This is a genomic window from Xylophilus sp. ASV27, assembly GCF_016428875.1.
Taxonomy (GTDB): domain Bacteria; phylum Pseudomonadota; class Gammaproteobacteria; order Burkholderiales; family Burkholderiaceae_C; genus Xylophilus.
This window is the reverse complement of the sequence record NZ_JAELTO010000020.1, coordinates 21,877-44,434: the sequence shown is the minus strand read 5'-3', so window position 1 is coordinate 44,434 and position 22,558 is coordinate 21,877. Positions and strand designations below refer to the sequence as shown.

Genomic DNA, 22,558 nt, shown 5'->3' with positions numbered 1-22,558 from the left:
GGGCCTTGGCGCTGGATCAGGCCGTGGCCAGACGGTCTTCGAGTTCGGCGCGGATGTTCTTCAGTTCCTGCGGCAGGCCCTGCGCCAGTTGCTCGAACAGCTTGTCGTGCAGCGCCAGCTCGTCGCGCCAGGCGGCGGCGTCGGTGCGGGTCACGGTGTCGAACTGGGCCGGGGTGAAGTCCAGGCCCTTCCAGTTCAGGTCGCCGTAGGAGGGGCTGATGCCGGTCAGGTGTTCGACGCCGGCGCCGGCCTTGCCCTCGATGCGGTCGATCATCCACTTCAGCACACGCATGTTCTCGCCGTAGCCGGGCCAGGCGAACTTGCCGTCCTCGCCCTTGCGGAACCAGTTGGTCTGGTAGATCCTGGGCAACCGCACGCCGGCGGCCTGCAGCCGTGCGCCCAGGTCGATCCAGTGCTGGAAGTACTCGCTCATGTTGTAGCCGGCGAACGGCAGCATGGCGAACGGATCGCGGCGCACCACGCCCTGCTGGCCGAAGGCCGCGGCGGTGGTTTCCGAGCCCATGGTGGCGGCCATGTAGACGCCCTCGGCCCAGGTGCGGGCCTCGGTCACCAGGGGCACCGTGGTGGAGCGGCGGCCGCCGAAGATGAAGGCATCGATCGGTACCCCGGCCGGATCGTCCCAGGCCGGGTCGAGCGCCGGGTTGTTGGTGGCGGCCACGGTGAAGCGCGCGTTCGGATGGGCGGCCTTGGCGCCGGTTTCCTTGGCGATCTGCGGCGTCCAGTCCTTGCCCTGCCAGTCGATCAGGTGGGCCGGCAGCGCCTTGCCCGGTGCGTCCTGCTCCATGCCTTCCCACCAGACGTCGCCGTCGTCGGTCAGCGCGACGTTGGTGAAGATCACGTCGCGGTCCAGGCTGCGCATGCAGTTCGGGTTGGTCAGCAGGTTGGTGCCGGGCGCCACGCCGAAATAGCCGGCCTCGGGGTTGATGGCGTAGAGCCTGCCGTCGGCGGCGGGCTTGATCCAGGCGATGTCGTCACCGATGGTGGTGACCTTCCAGCCTTCGAAGCCGGCCGGCGGCACCAGCATGGAGAAGTTGGTCTTGCCGCAGGCGCTGGGGAAGGCGGCGGCGACGTGATGCTTCTTGCCCTCGGGCGAGGTTACGCCGAGGATCAGCATGTGCTCGGCCAGCCAGCCCTGCTCGCGGCCCATGGCCGAGGCGATGCGCAGCGCCAGGCACTTCTTGCCCAGCAGCGCGTTGCCGCCGTAGCCCGAGCCGTAGGACCAGATCTCGCGCGTCTCGGGGTAGTGGACGATGTACTTGGTGGTGGGGTTGCAGGGCCAGGGCACGTCCTGCTCGCCCGCGGCCAGCGGCGCACCCACGGTGTGCAGGCAGGGCACGAATTCGCCCTGCGCCCCCAGCACGTCGAGCACGGCGCGGCCCATGCGCGTCATGAGCTTCATATTGACCGCCACGTAGGGGCTGTCGGAGAGTTCGACGCCGATGTGGGCGATGTCGCTGCCCAGCGGACCCATCGAGAACGGCACCACGTACATCGTGCGGCCGGCCATGCAGCCGTCGAACAGCGGCTGCAGCGTGGCGCGCATCTCGGCCGGCGGCATCCAGTTGTTGGTCGGGCCGGCGTCTTCCTTGTTCTCGGAGCAGATGAAGGTGCGGTCTTCCACGCGGGCCACGTCGCTCGGGTCGGAGCAGGCCAGGAAGCTGTTGGCGCGCCTGGCCGGGTTCAGCCGCTTGAAGGTGCCCGCATCCACCAACTGCTGGCACAGGCGCGCGTATTCGTCTTCGCTGCCGTCGCACCAGTGGATGGCCTTGGGCTTGCACAGCGCGGCCATCTCGGCCACCCAGGCGATGAGTCTGGCGTTCTTCACATGGGCCGGGGCGTGGGCCTGCATACCTTGCATGACGGGTGCGTTCAAGGGAGAGCTCCTGAGTTTGAAAAATCGTCTTGTCGAAAGCCGCCGGCTGCGCCGGCTGCGTGCTGCAAGGGCAGGGCAAGGGCCTTGGATAAAACGGCTCGGCCCTGGAACTCCGGGCGCCGCTGCCATGGAGGCGAGTGACGATTCTATGAAGCTGCCCCCGGCATGTCCCCGCGTTACCTCAAAATTTCATGCAAAAGATGCATGGGGTTATGCGTGGATATGCGAGGAAGGCTCTGGCAGGCGCGCAGCAAAAAGCCGCGGGGGGCCGCGGCTTTTGGGGGGAAGTCCTGCGCGGGCGCAGGAGGGGTGCGTCAGGCCATGTGGACGGCGATGAAGGCCAGCAGGAACATCAGCACGCCGCCCACCACCGGCAACACGATCGGCATCAGGTGCACGACCTGCTCGGCCGCGTCCACGGGACGTCCGGCCGCGGCATGCGGGTCATGGGCGTGGCCCTGGTTGGAGGCATCGGCGGCGTCGGCGGGAGTGGACATGGCGTTTCCTTCTGGGGGGATTGTCTGCGCTGGAGTGCGGATTTTAACCGTGCGGTCCGCGGCAGACCCGCACCACGTCGGCGCCATAGGCCTCCAGCTTCTTGACGCCCAGGCCGCTCACGCCCTGCAGGTCGTCCAGGCTTTGCGGTGCGCGCTCGGCGATGGCGGCGAGCGTGGCGTCGTGGAAGATCACGTAGGCCGGCAGGTTGTGCTCGCGCGCCACCTCGGCGCGCCAGGCCTTGAGCGCGGCAAAGCGCCCAAGGCCGGCGGCGTCCAGCGTGGCGGCGGCCGGCGAGGCGGCCTTGGCCTCGCGACGCCCGGCGCGCGGCTTGCGGGCGGCCGGGGCGGAGACCGATGCGCGCAGCCGCACCGGCACCTCGCCCTTGAGCACGGCGCGCGAGCCGTCGGTCAGCTGCAGCGTGTTGAACGCCGCGGCGTCCACGTGCAGCGCGCCGGTGGCGATCAACTGGCGCAGCACGCCGCGCAACTGCGCCTCGCTCGACTCGGCGCACAGCCCGAAGGTCGAGAGCGTGTCGTGGCGGTACTGCGCGACCTTGTCGGTCTTCTTGCCGCGCACGATGTCCATGATGTGGCCGGCGCCAAAGCCGATGCCGTTCTGCTTCTTGATCCAGTAGATGGTGGAGAGCAGCTTGCGCGCAGTCTCGGTGCCGTCCCACAGTTCGGGAGGGTGCAGGCAGTTGTCGCAGTTGCCGCAGGGCACGGCGTGCTCGCCGAAATAGCCGAGCAGCCGCACGCGCCGGCAGTCGGTGGCCTCGGCCAGCGCCAGCAATGCGTCGAGCTTGCCGCGCATCACCTGCTTGAACTCGTCGCCGGCCGGGCTCTCGTCGATCATGCGCGCCTGGTTCACCACGTCCTGCAGGCCATAGGCCATCCAGGCGTCGGCGGGCTCGCCGTCGCGGCCGGCACGGCCGGTCTCCTGGTAGTAGCCCTCGATGTTCTTGGGCATGTCCACGTGGGCGACGAAGCGCACGTCGGGCTTGTCGATGCCCATGCCGAAGGCGATGGTGGCAACCATGACGATGCCCTCCTCGCGCAGGAAGCGGTCCTGGTGCTGCTGGCGCAGCTTGGCGTCGAGCCCGGCGTGGTAGGGCAGGGCGTTGATGCCCGCGCCGGCCAGCGTGGCGGCCAGTTCTTCCACCCGCTTGCGCGACTGGCAATAGACGACGCCGGCATCGCCCGCGTGCTCGGCCTCGATGAAGCGCAGCAACTGCGTGGTGACGTCCTTCTTCTCGACGATGGCGTAACGGATGTTGGGCCGGTCGAAGCTGCTGACGAACCGGCCGGCCTCCTCAAGCTGCAGCCGTTCGACGATGTCGGTGCGGGTCAGCGCGTCGGCCGTGGCGGTCAGCGCGATGCGCGGTACGCCCGGATAGCGCTCGTGCAGCACGGTCAGGCCGCGGTACTCGGGGCGGAAGTCGTGGCCCCATTGGCTCACGCAGTGCGCCTCGTCGATGGCAAACAGCGCCAACTGGCCGCGGCTGAGCAGGCCATCGAGCAGCGACAGGAAGCGCGGCGTGGTCAGTCGCTCGGGCGCCGCGTACAGCATGGTGATCTGCCCGCGCGCCAGTCGGCGCTCCACGTCGGCGGCCTCGTCGAAGGACAGCGTGGAGTTGAGGAAGGCGGCCTCGACCCCCGCCTCGTGCAGGGCGCCCACCTGGTCGTGCATCAGCGCGATCAGCGGCGACACCACGATGCTCACGCCGTACCCGGCGCGCTGCCGGGCAATGGCCGGGATCTGGTAGCACAGCGACTTGCCGCCCCCGGTGGGCATCAGCACCAGGGCGTCGCCGCCAGCGGTCACGTGCTCGATGATGGCCTGCTGGGGCCCGCGGAACTGGTCGTAGCCAAAAACCTCGTGGAGGATGTGCAGGGGGTCGGGTGAGAGGTGATCAGGCATGGCGAGGCGGAGTGAACCCCCGATTCTGCGGCCTTCTGCGCTGCCGGTGCGCCGTGCCGGCCCGGCCTGCCTGGCAGCCGCCAGCCTCAGGCCGGTGGATGCGCGACCGCGCTCAGCACCTGCTGCAGCGACTTGGACGTGAGCGGACGCGAGAACCAGTAGCCCTGCACCTCGTCGCATCCCAGGGCCTTCAGGGCGGCGGCCTGCGCGCCGGTTTCCACGCCCTCGGCGGTCACCCGCATGTCCAGCGCATGGGCCAGCGACAGGATGGCCGATACGATGGCGCTGCCCTTGCCCGGGCGGTCGATGTCGAGCACCAGCGAGCGGTCTATCTTCAGTCGGTCGAACGGGAACTGCGTCAGGTAGGAGAAGCTGGAGTAGCCGGTGCCGAAGTCGTCGATCGCCAGGCCAACGCCCAGCTGGCGCAGGCTTTCGAGCGTGGCCAGCGCGCTGCCGGCGTCGCCCACCAGCGCGCTTTCCGTCACTTCGACCTCCAGGTGCCGGGGCTCCATTCCGGCGTTCTGCAGCGCGCTCTCGACCAGTGCCATCAGCCCCGGCTGCAGCAGTTGCCGGGCCGAGACGTTCACTGCCACCTGCGGTACCGGTGCCTGCCGGCTCGTCAGCAGCCGGCGCAGGCGCCCGACCTCGCGGCAGGACTCGCGCAGCACCCATTCGCCTATCGCGGGGATCAGGCCGATGTCCTCGGCCACGGGAATGAAGACCGCGGGGCTGACGGCGCCCCGCCCCGGGCATTGCCAGCGCAGCAGGGTCTCGATCAGCACGATGCGGCCCGTCTCCAGGTTGACCTGGGGCTGGAACACCAGGCTGAACTGTTTTTTCTCCAGCGCCTGGCGCAGCAGGCCCTCGAGTTCCAGTCGGTCTATGGCTTCGGCCTGCATGGCCTTGCGGAACCAGCGCGATTGCGCGCCGCCGGCCGCCTTGGCCGTGCCCAGTGCCACGCGCGCCCGGTGCAGCAGCTCGCCCGCTTCCAGTCGGCCGCGATCGGGCAGGCAGATGGAGGCGCCGATGCTCGCGGTCAGCCGCAGGCTGCGGTCGACCAGTTGCAGCGGCTGCGACAGGCGGCGCAACAGGATGCCGGTGAGCCTGTCTATCTCCGGCACGTCGCCTTCCAGCATGCAGGCCAGCAGGCCGCCGCCGAGCGAGGCCAGCACCGTCTCGGGGCCGGTGGTGCCGCGTATCCGGTGGCCGAACAGCTGCAGCACCTGGCCCAGCATGTCGTCGCCCATGGAGTCGCGCAGGCGCGTCATCTGGTCGATCTCGAGCACCAGCACGCTGCAGGGCGTGCCGCGCCGCCGCGCAAACTGGAGCTTCAGCGCAGCACGTTCATGCCACCAACTGGCGTTGGGTAACTGCGTCCAGGCGTCCTGGACGCCGTCGTGCCAGTTGACATGGGGGCTGTCGTGCTGACCTTGCTCCTGGGTGACCACTCCCAGGTAATGCGCTGTGTCTGCGCCGTCCGTGGGCAGTCTGGCCAGCGACAACTGGACCTGGATCGGGGCGCCGCTGCGCCGCCGGCAAGTCCAGGTGCGCGGCAGAGTCGCACCCACCGCCTTGCCCGGATCGGGCGCGGAGGGGTTCGCCCTGAGTAGCAGTTTCCCCTCTTCATCGCGCGACAGCGTGAAAGGAAGTTCGCCGGAGCGCTGCATCAGCTCCTGCAGGTCATGGACTTGCGCCAGTGTGGCGCGACCCACCAGCTCACCGGCCGTGTAACCGGTCAGGGCCTCGTAGCTGGGGTTGACCCGCAGATACAGGCCCTGCGCGTCACAGACGAACAGGCCCAACGCCAGCAGGTCGACGATGTCGCTGTCATGCAGGCCGGCGGCGTGGGGTGGGGCGCTCATCGCGTGGCTTCGGGATCGCAACGCATAAACATAGCGCAGCCGCGGGCCTCCGTTTCAACCGCGTTCCGGCGTTACGTTCTTTAACGCGTCGAGGTGCGGCTCTGTGCTAACAGGCGGTCTAGCAGGCAGTCAGGGCCGTTCCAGCATCACGCCTGGGCCCGCACACAATCGGGCGGCCACGTGATCATGGCATCCGTCAGATGGAGAAGAGACTGTGCCCGGGCTGTGCTCAAAGCCCCAGCACCCCGCGCGCAATGATGCTGCGCTGCACTTCGGACGAGCCCTCGTAGATGCGCAGGATGCGTGCATCGCGCACCAGGCGCTCCAGCGGCATTTCGCGTGTGTAGCCGTAGCCGCCGTGGATCTGCAGGGCTTCGTCGGTGACGAAGCCCACCATTTCGGACGCATGGAGCTTGGCCATGGCCGAGTGCTGGGTGAAGGGCTGGCCGGCCTGGCGCAAGGCCAGGGCCTGCATCGTCAGTGCCCACGATGCCTCCAGGCGCAGCTTCATGTCTGCCAGCTTCCACTGGATGCCCTGTTTCGTGGCCAGCGGCTCGCCGCCCACCAGGCGCTGATTGGCCCATTGCGCGGCGGCGGCCAGGGCGGCCTCGGCCACGCCCAGGGCGGTGGCCGCCACGTCCAGGCGGCTGTTGTCCAGCACCTTCATCGCCGTTTTGAAGCCTGTGCCCTCGGCGCCCAGCCGGTGACTGGCGGGCACGCGCACGCCGTCCAGCGAGACCTCGAAGGCATGGCCGCCGCGGATGCCCATGAGCTTTTCTGGGGCCGAGATCTGGATGCCGGGCAGATCGCGCGGCACGATGAAGGCGCTAACGCCGCGCGCGCCGGCCTCCATGTCGGTCTTGGCGAAGACCACCATGAAGCGTGCCTCGGCGGCGTTGGAGATGAAGTGCTTGACGCCCGTGATCAGATAGTCGTACCCATCGCGCACGGCGCGCGTGCGCATGTCGGCCGGGTGCGAGCCGCCGCGCGGCTCGGTCAGCGCAAAGGCCGCCAGCCATTGGCCGCTGGCGCAGCGCGGCAGCCACTGCTGGCGCTGGGCGTCGTCGCCGCCGATGAGCACGGCGTCCGTGCCCAGGTAGTGGGCGCCGATCATGGACGAGGTGGCCGCGCAGGCGCGCGAGATGGCCACCAGGGACAGCAGCATGGCCGTGGGCGTGACGCCGGGGCCGCCCAGGGCCTCGGGCAGGTTCATGCCCATCACGCCCAGGGCCGACAGGCCCGGCACATGGCAGGTGGCGGACAGCGCCTCTTCGTCCATGCGCTGCGCCAGCGGGGCGAGTGCGTCGTCGGCAAAGCGGGCCACGGCATCGGCAATGGCGTGGTCGTCGGCGGTGGTGCCCAGTCGTTGGAAGTTCATGTCGGTTGCTCAATGTGATGGGGAAGAGGGGGCTGCGCCTGCGGTGCCCAGGGCACCGGATGCGCGCAGCGCGGCAATGGCTTCGGCGCCCCGGCCCAGCCACTGCGAGAGCAGGGCCTCGGTGTGCTCGCCCAGGGCCGGTGCGCGCTCGGCGCGGTTGGGTGCGGCGCCGCTGAAATGCACGGGCTGGGTGGGCAGGCGCAGGCCGGGCAGGCGCTCGTCCTGCACCGCGCCGAGCAGGCCGCGCGCCTGGCTCTGGGGCGACTCCAGCGCCTGGGCAATGTTCCAGATGGGGGCGGCGGGCACGCCGGCCGCATCCAGCGAGGCCACCACCTGCGCCACTTCATGCCGGCCGGCCCAGGCCTCGATGGCCTCGCGCAGCGCGGGCTCGTGGGCCGAGCGTGATTCGTCGCTGGCAAAGCGCGGGTCGCCGGCCAGGCTGCCCAGTTCCATGGCCTGCAGGGCGGCGGCGAACAGCTTGTTGTTGAGCACGGCCAGCGCGAAGTGGCCGTCGCCTGCGCGGTACACGCCGAAGGGGGCCGACAGCGGATGGCGGTTGCCCACGCGGCGCGCGGGCCGGCCCGTGAACAGGTAGCGCGCCACCGAGGTGGCCAGAAAGCTCAGCGTGGTGTCGAACATGGCCACGTCCACCTGCTGGCCCTGTCCCGTGGCGCGGGCCTGCAGCAGCGCGGCCAGCGTGGCCCAGGAGGCGAACAGGCCGGCCACCACGTCGCTGACGGCTTCGCCCACCACGGTGGGCGCGCCATCGGGCTCGCCCGTGGCCTCCATGAGGCCGCTCATGGCCTGCACGATGATGTCGTAGGCCGGCCGGTGGGCCAGCGGCCCGGTCTGCCCGAAGCCCGAGACGCTGACGTAGACCAGGCGCGGATTGAGTGCGCGCAGCTGCGCGGCGCCTATGCCCAGGCGCTCGGCCACGCCGGGCCGGAAGTTCTCCACCACCACGTCGGCCTGCGCCGCCATCTCGTGGACCAGGGCCACGGCCTCGGGGTGCTTGAGGTCCAGCACCAGGCTTTGCTTGTTGCGGTTCATCACCGTGAACAGCGCGCTTTCTCCATTGTTCATGGGGCCGATGGCGCGGTAGTCGTCGCCCTGCGGCGGCTCGATCTTGACGACCTCGGCGCCCAGGTCGGCCAGCAGGGCCGTGGACAGCGGACCGGCCAGCACGCGCGTGAAGTCGAGAATGCGCACGCCGTCCAGCGGGCGGGCGGTAAGGGGGGTGGACTCGGTCATGGGTGCAGCCTTGGACGGGTGGTCTATGGCTGCATGCTGGCGCGTGTTTGAATCAATGGAAAATATTCATTCCTGATTCACTGCATTCAAAAAAATGATCCAAATCAGCCTGCGCCAGCTGGAGTATTTCGTGGCCGCCGCACGCCATGGCAGCACGGCGCGCGCGGCCGAGGCCATCGGCGTGTCCCAGCCGTCCATCTCCAAGGCGATTGCCGACCTGGAGGCGCTGTGGGGCGAGGCGCTGTTCGTGCGCCGCCATGCCAGGGGGCTGGATCTCACGGCGGCCGGTGCGGTGCGCAGCCGCGAGGCCCAGGCGCTGCTGGACGGCGCACGCAGCCTGCAGGGGCCGCGCACGGCGGCGATGGCGGGCGTGCTGCGCCTGGGTTTTCTGAGCACGCTGGGCGCGCGCTGGGTGCCGGCCCTGCTGGCGCAGATGCAGCGCCTGCACCCCGGCATTACGCTGGAGCTGGTGGAGGGCGACATCGCCTCGCTCACGCAGCAGGTGGAGCGCGGCGAGCTCGATGCGGCCCTGCAGTACGACACGGGCCTGGCGCGTCCCCGCATGGAGCTGCTGCCCGTGGCGGCGCTGCCGCCCTATGTGCTGCTGCCGCAGCGCCATGCGCTGGCGGCCAGGACCAGCGTGGGGCTGGCCGAGGTGGCCCGCTACCCGCTGGTGCTGATCAACCTGCCGCACAGCCGCGAGTATTTCCTGTCGCTGTTCCGCGAGGCCGGCGTGACGCCGCTGGTGGCCCATGAGTTCGCCTCCATCGAAATGCTGCGCTCCATGGTGGCCAACGGCCACGGCCTGAGCGTGCTGACCACGCGGCCGGTGGTGGACCGCGCCCACGATGGCCAGCGCCTGGCCTGCCGCCGCATCCGGGGCCGCGTGGCCCCCCAGGGCGTGGTGCTGGCCGTGCCGGCGGGCAATGCCTCGCCGCTGATTGCACCGTTCTTGAAGGTGGCACGTGCCGTGATTGCACCGTAGCGGCGCGCAGCCCCGTGGCATGCACCACGGTGGTGAGGTGCTACCCGGGATTTTCCCCAGGTTGTATGGACAAGCTTGGTTGGCACGGCATTTGCTGTTGCTCTCCTTGTTGATCGCAGGTAGATGCAGGATGCTCGCTCCATCACCGGTTTGCCGGGTAATCCTGTATATACATGTCCGGTCGGCAAAAACACACTTCGGGCTCCCGCACAGGTCTGCCTGCGGACCCCGAAACTGCCATCGCCAACTTGCTTTCCCGACCGAGGAGTGCCACATGAGTTCGATCCCCACGTTCCGCCGCCTGCCCCTGGGGCCGCTGGCCGCCGCCCTCTGCCTTGCCGCCGCACTGCAGCCCGCTGCCGCGCAGGAGACCAAGATCACCCTGGGCATGTCGGGCTGGACCGGCTTCGCGCCGCTGACCCTGGCCGACAAGGCCGGCATCTTCAAGAAGAACGGCCTGGCGGTGGACCTGAAGATGATTCCGCAGAAGGACCGCCACCTGGCCCTGGCCTCGGGCGCCATCCAGTGCGCGGCCACCACCATCGAGACGCATGTGGCCTGGAACACCAACGGCGTGCCCATCGTGCAGATCTTTCAGATGGACAAGTCCTATGGTGCCGACGGCATCGCCGTGCGCAATGACGTCAAGGGCTTTGCCGACCTCAAGGGCAAGACGGTGGCCGTGAGCGCGCCGGGCACGGCGCCGTACTTCGGCCTGGCCTGGATGCTGCACAAGAACGGCATGACCATGAAGGATGTGAAGACCGTCTCGCTGGAGCCCCAGCCCGCGGCCCAGGCCTTCGTGGCCGGCCAGAACGATGCGGCCATGAGCTACGAGCCCTACCTGTCCACCATCCGCGCCAACCCGGCGGCGGGCAAGATCCTGGCCACCACCATCGACTACCCCATGGTCATGGACACCGTGGGCTGCGATCCCAAGTGGCTCAAGGCCAACGCGGCCGCCGCCAAGGCCCTGGCCCAGTCGTACTTCGATGCGGTGGCCATGATCGAGGCCGACAAGGCCAAGTCCTTCGAGATCATGGGCGCGGCCGTCAAGCAGGGTGGCGAGCAGTTCGGCAAGTCGGCCTCCTACCTGAAATGGTCCGACAAGGAAGCCAACCAGAAATTCTTCGCCAACGAGCTGGTGCCCTTCATGAAGGAGTCGGCCGTGATCCTCAAGGAGGCCGGCATCATCCGCTCCATCCCCGAGAACTACGGCGCAATGTATGACGCCAGCTTCATCCAATAAGCATCCCAGGGGATGACCATGCAAGCCGCATCCACTTCCGCAGTCCCGACGGTGCACCAGACTATGTCCAAGACCCCATCGCATGCACCGGCGTCCGCAACCGTGCGCCGCCGCCGCATGGCGCCCCTGGAGCCCGTCAGCCCTACGGCCAGGTGGGTGCTGGGCGTGGCCTTCTTCGTGGTGTTCTTTCTCGTCTGGGCGGCTGTGACGCTGGGCGGCTTCGTCTCCCCGACCTTCCTGGCCAGCCCCATGACCATGGCGCGCGAGGGCGTGCTGCTGTTCACCGAGTACGGCTTCCTGCACGACATCGGCATGACGGTATGGCGCGTGATGGGCGGCTTCATCCTGGCCTCGGTCGTGGCCGTGCCCCTGGGCATCGCCATGGGCGCCTGGAAGCCGGTCGAGGCCTTCTTCGAGCCCTTTGTCTCGTTCTGCCGCTACCTGCCGGCCTCGGCCTTCATCCCGCTGCTGATACTGTGGGCCGGCGTGGGCGAGACGCAGAAGCTGCTGGTCATCTTCATCGGATCGGTGTTCCAGATCACGCTGATGGTGGCCGTCACCGTGGGCGGCGCGCGCAAGGACCTGGTGGAGGCCGCCTACACACTGGGTGCCTCCAACACCGGCGTGGTGCGCCGCGTGTTGATCCCGGGCGCCGCGCCCGGCATTGCCGAGACGCTGCGCCTGGTGCTGGGCTGGGCCTGGACCTATGTGATCGTGGCCGAGCTGATCGGCTCGTCCTCGGGCATCGGCCACATGATCACCGACAGCCAGGCGTTGCTGAACACGGGCCAGATCATCTTCGGCATCATCGTGATCGGCCTCATCGGGCTGGTGTCGGACTTCATCTTCAAGACGATCAACCGCCGCATCTTCGAATGGAGCACGCTGTGAGCCATCTGCTGTCCATTCAGGGCGTGTCCCGCACTTTCACCAGCCACAAGGGCACCAGCACGCAAGCCCTGCTGCCTGTGGATTTCGAGGTCCGCGAGAACGATTTCGTCACCATTCTCGGCCCCTCGGGCTGCGGCAAGTCGACCCTGCTGCGCATCGTCGCCGGACTCGACTATCCGACCCAGGGCCGGGTGCTGCTCGACGGCAGGACCATCGAAGGCCCGGGCGCCGATCGCGGTGTGGTGTTCCAGAGCTACACGCTGTTTCCGTGGCTCACGATCGCGCAGAACATCCGATTCGGCCTGCGCGAGCGCGGCATGAGCGAGGCCGACCAGAAAGAGCGCAGCGATTTCTTCATCGCCAAGGTGGGCCTGCGCGGCTTTGAGAACCACTTCCCCAAGCAGCTCTCGGGCGGCATGCAGCAGCGCACCGCGATTGCGCGCGCGCTTGCCAACGACCCCAAGATGCTGCTGCTCGACGAGCCGTTCGGCGCGCTCGACAACCAGACCCGCGTCCTGATGCAGGAGTTGTTGCTCGGCATCTGGGAGTCGGCGCGCAAGACGGTGCTGTTCGTCACGCACGACATCGACGAGGCGATCTTCATGGCCAACCGGGTGGCGGTGTTCAGCGCCCGGCCGGGCCGGATCAAGACCGAGATCGCGGTCGATTTTCCGCATCCGCGCCACTACACGATCAAGACCTCGCCGGAGTTCATGGAGATCAAGGCGCGCCTGACCGAAGAGATCCGCGCCGAATCCATGGCCGCTGCCGAACACTGAATCGATTCGCGACCTCCGGAAACCCCGCATGACCGCTGCCAGCCTCCGCAAAGCCACCGACGCCCGTCGCAGCGTGCCGCCAGGCGCTTCTGCCGCAACGTCGGCGTCTCCCGGGCTGGCGCTGTACGAGCAGATCAAGGCCTTCATCACGCACAGGATCCAGGACGGCACCTGGCCCGCGGGCCACCGCCTGCCGTCGGAGAGCGAGCTGGTGGCGCAGTTTGGCGTGGCACGCATGACGGTCAACCGCGCGCTGCGCGAACTGGTGGAGCAGGGCCGCATCGTGCGCGTGGCGGGCGTGGGCAGCTTCGTCGCCGAGAACAAGCCGCAGTCGACGCTGCTGCAGATCGCCAACATCGCCAGCGAGATCCGCGCGCGCGGCCATGACTACCGCTGCGTCCTCATGGTGGCCGAGCGCATCGCTGCGTCGCCCGACGTGGCGGTGTGGCTGGACCTGCGGCAGGGCGAATCGGTGTTCCACACGGTCTGTCTGCACATGGAAAACGACATACCCGTGCAGTTGGAGGACCGCCATGTGAACCCGCGCGCCGTGCCGAATTTTCTGGAGCAGGACTTCTCCGCCATGCCACCCAGCGAATACCTGGTGCGCAACGTTCCCTTCGACCAGATCGAGCACGTGGTCGATGCCGTGCTGCCCACCGTGGAGCAGGCCCAGCGGCTGGCGATGCCGGCGGCCGATCCCTGCCTGCTGCTCACCCGCCGCACCTGGACGCGCGGCCAGCCCGTGACGATGGTGCGCTGCCTGCACCCCGCATCGCGCTACCGCCTGGGCAGCCGCTTCCGGGCTGACGGCAACCCCTTGTTCGGCTGAAGCGGGATGAAGAACCGCCTTCGCCTTGTGTCGCACTTACTTGTATAGACAGGATCACGCATGGACCTCGCATCCCCCACCGCCGCCGCCCCGCTGGTACTCGAGCCCGGCGAAGTCGACCTGGCCCTGCTGCGCCGCGTGCATGCAGGCACCGAATCGCTGGCGCTGCATCCATCGGCGCGCCATGCCCTGCTGGCCGCCCAGGCCACGGTGAGCCGCATCGTCGAAGCCGGGGACGTGGTCTATGGCATCAACACCGGCTTCGGCAAACTGGCGCAGACCATCATCCCGCATGAGCGCCTGGCCGAACTGCAGCGCAACCTGGTGCTTTCGCACAGCGCGGGCATCGGCGAACCGCTGCCCGCGGGCGTGGTGCGGCTGGTGCTGGCGACCAAGGCGGTGAGCCTGGCGCGCGGGCATTCCGGCGTGCGGCCCGAGATCGTCGACGCCTTGCTGGCGTTGGGCAATGCGGGCCTGCTGCCGCGCATCCCGTCCAAAGGCTCGGTCGGCGCCTCCGGCGATCTGGCGCCGCTGGCGCATCTGGCCTGCGTGTTGATCGGCGAAGGCGAGGTGACGACGCCCCAGGGCGAGGTGATCGGCGGTGCCGAAGCCCTGCGCCGTATCGGCCTCGAACCCTTCGTGCTCGGCCCCAAGGAGGGCCTGGCGCTGCTCAACGGCACGCAGGTGTCCACCGCCCTGGCGCTGGCCGGCCTGTTCGGCGCCGAGGACGTGTTTGCCGCCGGCCTGGTGGCGGGCGCGCTGTCGCTCGAAGCCATCCAGGGCTCGATCAAGCCGTTCGATGCGCGCATCCATGCCGCGCGCGGACAGCCGGGCCAGATCGCCGTCGCCGGCGCCATGCGCGCGCTGCTCGAGGGCAGCGAGATCGTCGACTCGCACGCCGACTGCGGCCGAGTGCAGGATCCGTACTCGGTGCGCTGCGTGCCGCAGGTCATGGGCGCCTGCCTGGACAACCTGAGGCATGCCGCGCGCGTGCTGGTGATCGAAGCCAACGCCGCGTCGGACAACCCTCTGGTCTTCGACAACGGAGACGTCATCTCCGGCGGCAACTTCCACGCCGAGCCGGTGGCCTTCGCCGCCGACATCATTGCCCTGGCGGTGAGCGAGATCGGCGCCATCTCCGAGCGTCGCATGGCGCTGCTGCTCGACAGCGGGCTGTCGGGCCTGCCGCCCTTCCTGGTGCGCGACGGCGGCGTCAACTCGGGCTTCATGATCGCCCAGGTCACGGCTGCGGCATTGGCTTCGGAGAACAAGTCGCTCGCGCATCCGGCCAGCGTCGACAGCCTGCCGACCTCGGCCAACCAGGAGGACCACGTCTCGATGGCGACCTTCGCCGGCCGCAGGCTCGGCGACATGGTCGAGAACACCGCCGTGGTCGTCGGCATCGAGGCCATGGCGGCCGCGCAGGGCATCGAGCTCAGGCGTGGGCCGCGGTCCTCCCCGCTCCTCGAAGCCGAATTCGCGGCCATCCGCGAGCGCGTCGCCTTCATCGACCAGGACCGCTTCCTCGCGCCGTCGATAGACGCCATGCGCCAGTGGGCACGCCAGGGCCGATGGCCCGCGGCGGTCCAGGCCATCCTGCCCAGCCAAGCCTGAGTCGTCCCTCCCCCGATCCGTCATCGAAAGGAACATCGCCATGAACGCACCCGACAGATTCGCCACCGCCACCATCGACCCGCGCCACGACGCCAGCCGCGTGATCCGCGCTCCGCGCGGCGGCGAGCTGAACTGCAAGAGCTGGCTCACCGAAGCGGCCTACCGCATGCTGCAGAACAACCTCGACCCCGAGGTGGCCGAGCGGCCGCAGGACCTGGTGGTGTATGGCGGCATCGGCCGCGCGGCGCGCGACTGGGCCTCGTTCGACCAGATCCTCGCCTCGCTCAGGCAACTGAACGACGACGAGACGCTGCTGGTGCAGTCGGGCAAGCCGGTTGGTGTCTTCAAGACGCACGAGAACGCACCGCGCGTGCTGCTCGCCAACTCCAACCTGGTGCCCAAGTGGGCCACCTGGGAACATTTCAGCGAGCTCGACCGCAAGGGCCTGATGATGTACGGCCAGATGACCGCCGGCAGCTGGATCTACATCGGCAGCCAGGGCATCGTACAGGGCACCTTCGAAACCTTCGTCGAGGCCGGCCGCCAGCACTACGGCGACGACCTTTCCGGCAAGTGGATCCTCACCGCCGGGCTCGGCGGCATGGGCGGCGCGCAGCCGCTGGCGGCCACGCTGGCGGGCGCGGTGTCGCTGAACATCGAATGCCAGCAGAGCAGCATCGATTTCCGCCTGCGCACCCGCTATCTCGACAAGCAGGCCAAGGACCTCGATCATGCGATAGCCCTGATCCAGCAGCACACCGCGGCGAAGGAGGCGGTCTCCATCGGCCTGCTGGGCAACGCTGCCGAGATACTGCCCGAACTCGTCAAGCGCGCCAGGGCCGGCGGCATCAAGCCCGACCTCGTGACCGACCAGACCTCGGCGCACGACCTCGCCAGCGGCTACCTGCCGGCCGGCTGGACCCTGGCCCAGTGGGAAGCGGCCAAGGCCGATGCCACGCAGCATCCGACCCTGCGCCAGGCGGCGGCCAGGTCCTGTGCGGTCCACGTGCAGGCCATGCTCGACTTCCAGGCCATGGGCATCCCGGTGGTCGACTACGGCAACAACATCCGCCAGGTCGCCTTCGACGAGGGCGTGAAGAACGCATTCGACTTCCCCGGCTTCGTGCCTGCCTACATCCGCCCGCTGTTCTGCGAGGGCAAGGGGCCGTTCCGCTGGGTCGCGCTCTCGGGCGACCCGGAAGACATCTACAAGACCGACGCCAAGATCAAGGAGCTGTTCCCCGACAACAAGCACACGCACCGCTGGCTCGACATGGCGCGCGAGCGCATCGCCTTCCAGGGGCTGCCCGCGCGCATCTGCTGGCTCGGCCTGGGCGAGCGCCACATCGCCGGCCTGGCCTTCAACGAGATGGTGAAGAAAGGCGAGCTGAAGGCGCCCATCGTCATCGGCCGCGATCACCTCGATACCGGCTCGGTCGCCAGCCCGAACCGCGAGACCGAAAGCATGCGCGACGGCAGCGATGCGGTGTCCGACTGGCCGCTGCTCAACGCCCTGCTCAACACCGCCGGCGGCGCCACCTGGGTCAGCCTGCACCACGGCGGCGGCGTCGGCATGGGCTACTCGCAGCACTCGGGCGTGGTGATCGTCTGCGACGGCACCGACGCCGCCGCCAAGCGCATCGAACGCGTGCTGTGGAACGACCCGGCCACCGGCGTCATGCGCCATGCCGACGCCGGCTACGACATCGCCATCGCCACCGCGAAGAAGCAGGGCCTGAAGCTGCCGATGGTGAAGTGAAGGCCAGCCGAGCGGTACGACGAAGGTAGAAAGAAAAAACGCGCTCATTCCCATCGAATGGGAATCAAGGCTTGGAAGTGAGAACGGCGAGCAAGATACTGCACGCCGCTTCATCCACTTTCGACCTCCAGCGACTGCCTCCGATGACGTCTCCGACCGACGCTCCCGCCCACAACGACCGCGCCCTGTTCGTGCTGTCGGTGCTGGCGCAGAGCAAGTCGGCAATGACGGCGGCCGAGCTGGTGCAGGCCACCGGCATGTCGCAGAGCACGCTGTACCGGCAGATCGCCACACTGCGGCGCTGGGGCTTCGTGATGGAGTCCGAGGGCCGCTACTCGCCGGGCCCGGTGAGCGTGCAGCTCGCCAGCGGCTTCGACGGCAACTTCGACCTCGTGATGGCGGCGCGCGCCGACATGCGCGAACTGGCCCGGCAGACGCATGAAAGCGTCGCGCTGGTCACGGCCGTGAATGACCGCGTGGTGTGCCTCGAAATGGTCGACAGCGAGCAGTCGCTGCGCTGCTCCTTCGACCGCGGCCGCAGCGTGCCCGCGCGCGACGGCGCCAGCGCCAAGTGCCTGCTGGCCCACATGCCGCTCGAGCAGCGCGACGCCTTGCTCGACGGGCTCGACGAAAGCCCCGAGCGCCGCGCCGAACGCGCCGCCGAACTCGATGTCATCCGCGAAGCCGGCCATGCCGTGACACACGGCGAGGTCGATGCCGGCGTGTGGGGCGCGAGCGCGCCGGTGCTGGCCTCGGGCCGCCGGCTGCGCGGCGCGATCACGCTCATGGCGCCGCTCACGCGGGTCGAGGGCATGGAAGCTGCATTGCTCCACATGACCGTCGTCACGGCGGCCCGCATCTCTCGCGCCCTGCAGTAGTCGCGCGCTGCTTTTTCTTTTTCATTCCCACGGAAGCCTTTCACCATGAACACCCGTCGCACCCTCGTCTGCGTTGCCGCCGCCGCACTCTCCGGCCTCGCTCTCTTCGGTTTCGCCAGCACTGCCCACGCCCAGGGCGAGCCACTGCGCGTGGCCACCGACGCCACCTTCCCGCCGATGGAATTCGTGGAGAACGGCAAGCGCACCGGCTTCGACGTGGAACTGGTCGAGGCCATCGGCAAGACGCTGGGCCGCAAGATCGAGTGGATCGACATCGACTTCAAGGGCCTCGTGCCGGGGTTGATCTCGAAGCGCTTCGACATGGCCGTCTCGGGCATCTACATCACCGACGAGCGCAAGAAGGTCGTCGACTTCACCGTGCCGTACTACGCGGGCGGCCTGGTCGTGATGGTGAAGGACGGCAACACCGCCATCAAGACGCCGGCCGACATCAACGGCAAGAAGGTCAGCGTGCAGGTGGGCACCAAGTCGGTGAGCTACACCAAGGAGAAATTCCCGCAGGTGCAGCTGATGGAAGTCGAGAAGAACCAGGAGATGTTCAACCTGGTGGACATCGGCCGCGCCGACGCCGCCGTGACCGGCAAGCCCGCCGCCTACCAGTACGTGCGCACGCGCGGCGGCCTGAAGGTGCTGCCCGAGCAGATCACCACCGAGGAATACGGCATGGCCATCCGCAAGGACACGCCGGAACTCACCAAGGCGGTGAACGGCGCCATCGAGAAGCTGAAGGCGGACGGCACCTACGACCAGATCGTGAAGAAGTGGTTCAGCGCGAAGTAATGACAGCCCCCCGGCTTTTCACGCGCTTCGCGCGTGTAACTCCACCCCCCGAGGGGAGGCGCGGCCGGCTTGGGGCGGCCCGGCGCCCGACCGCCAGAAGGATTGATGATGGATCTCGATTTTTCGCCCGTTTGGCAGGGCTGGCCCGACCTGCTGCGCGGCGCGCTGGTCACGGTGGAAATCACCGCCTGCGCGCTGGCGCTCGGCTGCGTGCTGGGCCTGCTGGTAGGCATCGGCCGGCTGAACCCGAAGCGGCGCTGGATCTACGGCGCGTGCACCGCTTACGTGGCGGCCATTCGCGGCACGCCGCTGCTGGTGCAGCTGTTCATCCTGTTCTTCGGCCTGCCGCACTTCGGCATCCTGCTGCCGGCCTTCGTTTGCGGCGTGCTGGGGCTCGGCGTGTATTCGGGCGCGTACGTGTCGGAGATCGTGCGCGGCGCGATCCAGTCGATCGACAAGGGCCAGACGATGGCGGCGCAGTCGCTGGGCATGACGCCCGGCGTAGCCATGCGCCAGATCGTGCTGCCGCAAGCCGTGGTGCGCATGATTCCGCCGCTGGGCAACGAGTTCATCGCGCTGATCAAGAACTCGGCGCTGGTGTCGCTGCTCACCATCCATGACGTGATGCATGAAGGGCAGAAGATCATCAGCGTGTCGTACCGCTCGCTGGAGGTCTATCTGGCCATTGCGCTCGTCTACTTCGTGCTGACCGGTACCATGTCGCTGGTGCTGCGGCATTTCGAGCAGCGGTTGCGCCAGGGCGGGTTGCTGCGATGAGCGCGCAGCGTTTTTCCCGCGCCGCGTTGGCGCCGATGCCCTGGAAGAACGGCGGCGGCACCACGCAGGAGATCGTGAGCTGGCCCCCGGGCGCGGGGCTCGACAGCTTCGGCTGGCGTTGCAGCATCGCGACCATCGCGGCGGCGGGGCCGTTCTCGGTGTTCGCGGGCATCGACCGCTGCATCATGCTGCTCGACGGGGACGGCGTGCGGCTGTTCACGCACGACGGCGCCATCGACCATGCGCTCGACGTGCCGCACCGGCCTTTCGCCTTCAGCGGCGAAGCGGCCATCGACTGCGAGATGTTCGGCGGCCCATCGAGCGACTTCAATGTGATGACGCGGCGCGGGCAATGGCGTGCGCAGGTGCGCGTGCTCGATGCGGCATCGGCCATCGAGGCGGCGCCGCATGGCGTGCTGCTCGCGGTGCACGGTGCATGGCGCGTCGACGACTGGCCGATGCAGGAAGGCGAGGGCGTGCACTGGGCCGACGCGGCGCACGCATGGCAGGCTCAGCCCCTGAGCGCCGATGCCCGGCTGTTGGCCGTGCGGATCGTGGCGGCGTAACCTGCGCGACGAAAGAACAAACGATGAGACTTGCGAACGACTTCCCCTCGGCCGACGGCCTGTGGACCGGCCTGCGCCTGGCGCCCGAAGGCATCGACGCCGCCATCGCGGTGAGTGACGGCATCGTGCGCTGGGTCGGCGCGGCCGACGCCGTTCCCGCCGAACACGCTGCGCTAGCGCACCACGATGGCGGCGGCGCGCTCGTCACGCCGGGCCTGGTCGATTGCCACACGCACCTAGTCTACGGCGGCCAGCGCGCCAACGAGTTCGCCATGCGGCTCGCGGGCGCGACCTACGAAGAAGTGGCGCGGGCCGGTGGCGGCATCGTCTCGTCGGTGCGTGCCACACGCGAGGCCGACGAAGACGCGCTCTTCGCGCAGGCCGCGCCACGGCTCGAACAACTGCTGGCCGATGGCGTCTGCGCCATCGAGATCAAGTCGGGCTATGGGCTTTCTCTTGAGCACGAGCGCAAGCAGTTGCGCGTCGCGCGTCGGCTTGGCGAAGCGTACGGCGTTACCGTGCGCACGACCTTCCTTGGCGCGCACGCGCTGCCGCCCGAATACGCGGGCCGCAGTGGCGACTACATCGATCTGGTCTGCAATGAAATGCTGCCTGCATTGGCTGCCGAAGGGCTGGTCGATGCGGTCGATGTGTTCTGCGAGCGCATCGCGTTTTCGCTCGACGAAACCGAACAGGTCTTCCAGGCCGCGAAAGCCCTGGGCCTGCCCGTGAAGCTGCACGCCGAACAGCTTTCCGACATGGGCGGCGCGGCCTTGGCCGCGCGCTACGGCGCGCTGTCGTGCGACCATGTCGAGCATCTGTCGGCCGAGGGCATAGCGGCGATGCGCCGGTCCGGCACGGTCGCCGTGCTGCTGCCCGGCGCCTACTACACGCTGCGCGACACGCACCTGCCGCCCATCGCCGCGCTGCGCGAGGCGGGTGTGCCGATGGCGGTATCGACCGATCACAACCCCGGAACCTCGCCGGCGCTGAGCCTGCTGCTGATGCTCAACATGGCCTGCACGCTGTTCCGCCTCACGGTGCCCGAGGCGCTGGCCGGCGTCACCGTGCACGCGGCGCGCGCGCTGGGCCTGCAGGACTCGCATGGCGCCATCGCGCCCGGCATGCCCGCCAACTTCGTGCTGTGGAACGTGCGCGAGGCGGCCGAACTGGCCTACTGGTTCGGCCAGCGCCCCGTGCGCACCGTGGTCCGGCAAGGCCGCATCGCCGTGGGAGCCGCAGCATGACGCGCTCCCTGTTCGCCGCCGATGCGCTGCTTCCTTCGGGCTGGGAGAAGAACGTCCTGCTGTCGTGGAACGAGGCCGGCCAGCTTACCCAGGTGCAGGCCGTCGCGCGGCCGCCCGCCGGCGTGCAGGTGGCGCAAGGCCCCGTGATCCCCGGCATGCCCAACCTGCACTCGCACGCCTTCCAGCGCGCCTTCGCCGGGCTCACCGAACACCGCGCCGCCCAGCAGGACAGCTTCTGGAGCTGGCGCACGCTGATGTACCGCTTTGCCGCGCGGCTCGGTCCGCAGCAGATGGAAGCCGTCGCCACCTGGCTCTATGCCGAGATGCTCGAAGCCGGCTATACCAGCGTCTGCGAGTTCCAGTACCTGCACCATGACGCCGACGGCCGGCCCTACGCGGACGACGCCGCCCTGAGCCTGGCGCTGCTGCGCGCCGCGCAGAAGGCCGGCATCGGTTTCACGCTGCTGCCTGTGCTCTACCAGACCAGCGGCTTCGGCGCCAAGCCGCCGAGCCCGGGCCAGCGTCGCTTCCTCCACTCGACCGAGTCGATGCTGCGCCTGCTCGACGCGCTCAGGCCGGTGTGCGACGCGCAAGGCGCGCGCCTGGGCCTGGCGCCGCACTCGCTGCGCGCGGTGCCGCCGGACGCGCTGCGCGACGCGCTCGCCGGCCTCGACGCGCTCGATGCGACGGCGCCGATCCACATCCACATCGCCGAGCAGACGCAGGAAGTGGACGACTGCATCGCCTGGAGCGGCCAGCGCCCGGTCGCCTGGCTGCTCGATCACGCCCCCGTCGATGCGCGCTGGTGCCTGGTGCATGCCACGCACATGGATGCGCACGAGTACCGGCGCGCGGCCGCGCGCGGCGCGGTCGCCGGCCTGTGCCCGACGACCGAGGCCAATCTGGGCGACGGCATCTTCGACTTCACGGCCTGGCGCGGCCACGGCGGCGCCTGGGGCCTGGGCTCGGACAGCCACGCCTGCGTCAATGCGGCGGAGGAGTTGCTGATGCTCGAATACGGCCAGCGCCTGGCTACGCGCCAGCGCAACGTGGGTGCTGACGCGGCGCAGCCCCAGGTCGCGACGGCGCTCACGCTGGCGGCGGTGCGGGGCGGCGCGCTCGCCGCGGGGCGCGCCATCGGCGGCCTCGCCCCGGGTCAGCAGGCCGACTTCGTCGTGCTTGATGCCGCGCACCTCGCGCTGCAAGGCCTCGCCGCGCCCGACATGCTGTCGGCCCACGTCTTCGCCAGCCACCGCACCTCGGCCGTCGACGCGGTGTGGGTCGCCGGTCAGCCGCGCGTCGCCGCCGGCCGCCATGCCCTGCACCAGCCCGCCGCCGCCGGCTTCGTCGCCGCCCGCCGCCAACTTCTTGAGGAGTAGC

19 protein-coding genes are annotated in these 22,558 nt (G+C 69.0%); 13 read left to right on the top strand and 6 right to left on the bottom strand.

What is annotated here, in order from left to right:
• Positions 1 to 16: 16 nt before the first annotated feature.
• The 6 genes from JHD63_RS06630 to JHD63_RS06605 all read right to left on the bottom strand — a co-directional run bounded on the left by JHD63_RS06630 (position 17) and on the right by JHD63_RS06605 (position 8,800).
• Positions 17 to 1,894 (bottom strand): phosphoenolpyruvate carboxykinase (GTP), encoded by a 1,878-nt coding sequence (locus JHD63_RS06630; protein WP_198969954.1) that lies wholly within the window; start codon positions 1,892 to 1,894, stop codon positions 17 to 19.
• 314 nt (positions 1,895 to 2,208) lie between these two features.
• Positions 2,209 to 2,391, bottom strand: coding sequence for a hypothetical protein (locus tag JHD63_RS06625; protein ID WP_198969965.1), 183 nt, complete (start codon positions 2,389 to 2,391; stop codon positions 2,209 to 2,211).
• Between the two features lie 43 nt (positions 2,392 to 2,434).
• Positions 2,435 to 4,309 carry a DNA helicase RecQ gene (gene recQ, locus JHD63_RS06620; RefSeq protein ID WP_198969953.1) on the bottom strand — a complete coding sequence of 625 codons (1,875 nt, stop codon included), beginning with the start codon at positions 4,307 to 4,309 and terminating at the stop codon, positions 2,435 to 2,437.
• Positions 4,310 to 4,395: 86 nt separating this feature from the next.
• A complete protein-coding gene (locus tag JHD63_RS06615; protein WP_198969952.1) occupies positions 4,396 to 6,171 on the bottom strand; it encodes a sensor domain-containing phosphodiesterase in 1,776 nt (591 codons plus the stop codon).
• A 229-nt stretch (positions 6,172 to 6,400) separates the two neighbouring features.
• Positions 6,401 to 7,549, bottom strand: a complete 1,149-nt coding sequence (locus JHD63_RS06610) for an acyl-CoA dehydrogenase family protein (protein ID WP_198969951.1) — start codon at positions 7,547 to 7,549, stop codon at positions 6,401 to 6,403.
• Positions 7,550 to 7,558: 9 nt separating this feature from the next.
• Positions 7,559 to 8,800: a CaiB/BaiF CoA transferase family protein gene (locus JHD63_RS06605; protein ID WP_198969950.1), complete on the bottom strand. Its 1,242-nt coding sequence runs from the start codon at positions 8,798 to 8,800 to the stop codon at positions 7,559 to 7,561.
• A gap of 94 nt (positions 8,801 to 8,894) precedes the next feature.
• Here JHD63_RS06605 and JHD63_RS06600 point away from each other — a divergent pair, with 94 nt between their 5' ends.
• The 13 genes from JHD63_RS06600 (at position 8,895) to JHD63_RS06540 (ending at position 22,557) form a co-directional block, all read left to right on the top strand.
• Positions 8,895 to 9,785, top strand: coding sequence for a LysR substrate-binding domain-containing protein (locus JHD63_RS06600; RefSeq protein WP_198969949.1), 891 nt, complete (start codon positions 8,895 to 8,897; stop codon positions 9,783 to 9,785).
• Positions 9,786 to 10,059: 274 nt separating this feature from the next.
• The gene (locus JHD63_RS06595) at positions 10,060 to 11,034 is read left to right on the top strand and encodes an ABC transporter substrate-binding protein (RefSeq protein WP_198969948.1); all 975 of its coding nucleotides are present in this window, start codon (positions 10,060 to 10,062) and stop codon (positions 11,032 to 11,034) included.
• Between the two features lie 63 nt (positions 11,035 to 11,097).
• Positions 11,098 to 11,925 carry an ABC transporter permease gene (locus JHD63_RS06590; RefSeq protein WP_198969947.1) on the top strand — a complete coding sequence of 276 codons (828 nt, stop codon included), beginning with the start codon at positions 11,098 to 11,100 and terminating at the stop codon, positions 11,923 to 11,925.
• Positions 11,922 to 12,704 (top strand): ABC transporter ATP-binding protein, encoded by a 783-nt coding sequence (locus tag JHD63_RS06585; RefSeq protein WP_370590408.1) that lies wholly within the window; start codon positions 11,922 to 11,924, stop codon positions 12,702 to 12,704. The genes JHD63_RS06590 and JHD63_RS06585 overlap by 4 nt, the downstream gene beginning before the upstream one ends.
• A gap of 28 nt (positions 12,705 to 12,732) precedes the next feature.
• Positions 12,733 to 13,536, top strand: a complete 804-nt coding sequence (gene hutC, locus JHD63_RS06580; RefSeq protein WP_198969945.1) for a histidine utilization repressor — start codon at positions 12,733 to 12,735, stop codon at positions 13,534 to 13,536.
• Between the two features lie 60 nt (positions 13,537 to 13,596).
• Positions 13,597 to 15,150 carry a histidine ammonia-lyase gene (hutH, locus tag JHD63_RS06575; RefSeq protein WP_198969944.1) on the top strand — a complete coding sequence of 518 codons (1,554 nt, stop codon included), beginning with the start codon at positions 13,597 to 13,599 and terminating at the stop codon, positions 15,148 to 15,150.
• A 40-nt stretch (positions 15,151 to 15,190) separates the two neighbouring features.
• The gene (hutU, locus tag JHD63_RS06570) at positions 15,191 to 16,909 is read left to right on the top strand and encodes a urocanate hydratase (protein WP_198969943.1); all 1,719 of its coding nucleotides are present in this window, start codon (positions 15,191 to 15,193) and stop codon (positions 16,907 to 16,909) included.
• A gap of 143 nt (positions 16,910 to 17,052) precedes the next feature.
• Positions 17,053 to 17,787, top strand: a complete 735-nt coding sequence (locus JHD63_RS06565; RefSeq protein ID WP_198969942.1) for an IclR family transcriptional regulator — start codon at positions 17,053 to 17,055, stop codon at positions 17,785 to 17,787.
• Positions 17,788 to 17,832: 45 nt separating this feature from the next.
• Positions 17,833 to 18,588: a transporter substrate-binding domain-containing protein gene (locus tag JHD63_RS06560; protein ID WP_198969941.1), complete on the top strand. Its 756-nt coding sequence runs from the start codon at positions 17,833 to 17,835 to the stop codon at positions 18,586 to 18,588.
• 108 nt (positions 18,589 to 18,696) lie between these two features.
• A complete protein-coding gene (locus JHD63_RS06555) occupies positions 18,697 to 19,365 on the top strand; it encodes an amino acid ABC transporter permease (RefSeq protein ID WP_198969940.1) in 669 nt (222 codons plus the stop codon).
• Positions 19,362 to 19,931, top strand: coding sequence for a HutD/Ves family protein (locus JHD63_RS06550; RefSeq protein ID WP_198969939.1), 570 nt, complete (start codon positions 19,362 to 19,364; stop codon positions 19,929 to 19,931). The genes JHD63_RS06555 and JHD63_RS06550 overlap by 4 nt, the downstream gene beginning before the upstream one ends.
• Before the next feature lie 23 nt (positions 19,932 to 19,954).
• A complete protein-coding gene (hutI, locus tag JHD63_RS06545; protein ID WP_198969938.1) occupies positions 19,955 to 21,178 on the top strand; it encodes an imidazolonepropionase in 1,224 nt (407 codons plus the stop codon).
• A complete protein-coding gene (locus JHD63_RS06540; RefSeq protein WP_198969937.1) occupies positions 21,175 to 22,557 on the top strand; it encodes a formimidoylglutamate deiminase in 1,383 nt (460 codons plus the stop codon). Before hutI ends, JHD63_RS06540 begins: the two co-directional genes overlap by 4 nt.
• Position 22,558: the final 1 nt, after the last annotated feature.

Coding starts and splice junctions, on each gene's coding strand:
- JHD63_RS06625 (WP_198969965.1), bottom strand. CDS start 2,391: ATGTCCACTCCCGCCGACGCCGCCGATGCCTCCAACCAGGGCCACGCC.
- recQ (WP_198969953.1), bottom strand. CDS start 4,309: ATGCCTGATCACCTCTCACCCGACCCCCTGCACATCCTCCACGAGGTT.
- JHD63_RS06615 (WP_198969952.1), bottom strand. CDS start 6,171: ATGAGCGCCCCACCCCACGCCGCCGGCCTGCATGACAGCGACATCGTC.
- JHD63_RS06610 (WP_198969951.1), bottom strand. CDS start 7,549: ATGAACTTCCAACGACTGGGCACCACCGCCGACGACCACGCCATTGCC.
- JHD63_RS06605 (WP_198969950.1), bottom strand. CDS start 8,800: ATGACCGAGTCCACCCCCCTTACCGCCCGCCCGCTGGACGGCGTGCGC.
- JHD63_RS06600 (WP_198969949.1), top strand. CDS start 8,895: ATGATCCAAATCAGCCTGCGCCAGCTGGAGTATTTCGTGGCCGCCGCA.
- JHD63_RS06595 (WP_198969948.1), top strand. CDS start 10,060: ATGAGTTCGATCCCCACGTTCCGCCGCCTGCCCCTGGGGCCGCTGGCC.
- JHD63_RS06590 (WP_198969947.1), top strand. CDS start 11,098: ATGTCCAAGACCCCATCGCATGCACCGGCGTCCGCAACCGTGCGCCGC.
- hutC (WP_198969945.1), top strand. CDS start 12,733: ATGACCGCTGCCAGCCTCCGCAAAGCCACCGACGCCCGTCGCAGCGTG.
- hutH (WP_198969944.1), top strand. CDS start 13,597: ATGGACCTCGCATCCCCCACCGCCGCCGCCCCGCTGGTACTCGAGCCC.
- hutU (WP_198969943.1), top strand. CDS start 15,191: ATGAACGCACCCGACAGATTCGCCACCGCCACCATCGACCCGCGCCAC.
- JHD63_RS06565 (WP_198969942.1), top strand. CDS start 17,053: ATGACGTCTCCGACCGACGCTCCCGCCCACAACGACCGCGCCCTGTTC.
- JHD63_RS06560 (WP_198969941.1), top strand. CDS start 17,833: ATGAACACCCGTCGCACCCTCGTCTGCGTTGCCGCCGCCGCACTCTCC.
- JHD63_RS06555 (WP_198969940.1), top strand. CDS start 18,697: ATGGATCTCGATTTTTCGCCCGTTTGGCAGGGCTGGCCCGACCTGCTG.
- JHD63_RS06550 (WP_198969939.1), top strand. CDS start 19,362: ATGAGCGCGCAGCGTTTTTCCCGCGCCGCGTTGGCGCCGATGCCCTGG.
- hutI (WP_198969938.1), top strand. CDS start 19,955: ATGAGACTTGCGAACGACTTCCCCTCGGCCGACGGCCTGTGGACCGGC.
- JHD63_RS06540 (WP_198969937.1), top strand. CDS start 21,175: ATGACGCGCTCCCTGTTCGCCGCCGATGCGCTGCTTCCTTCGGGCTGG.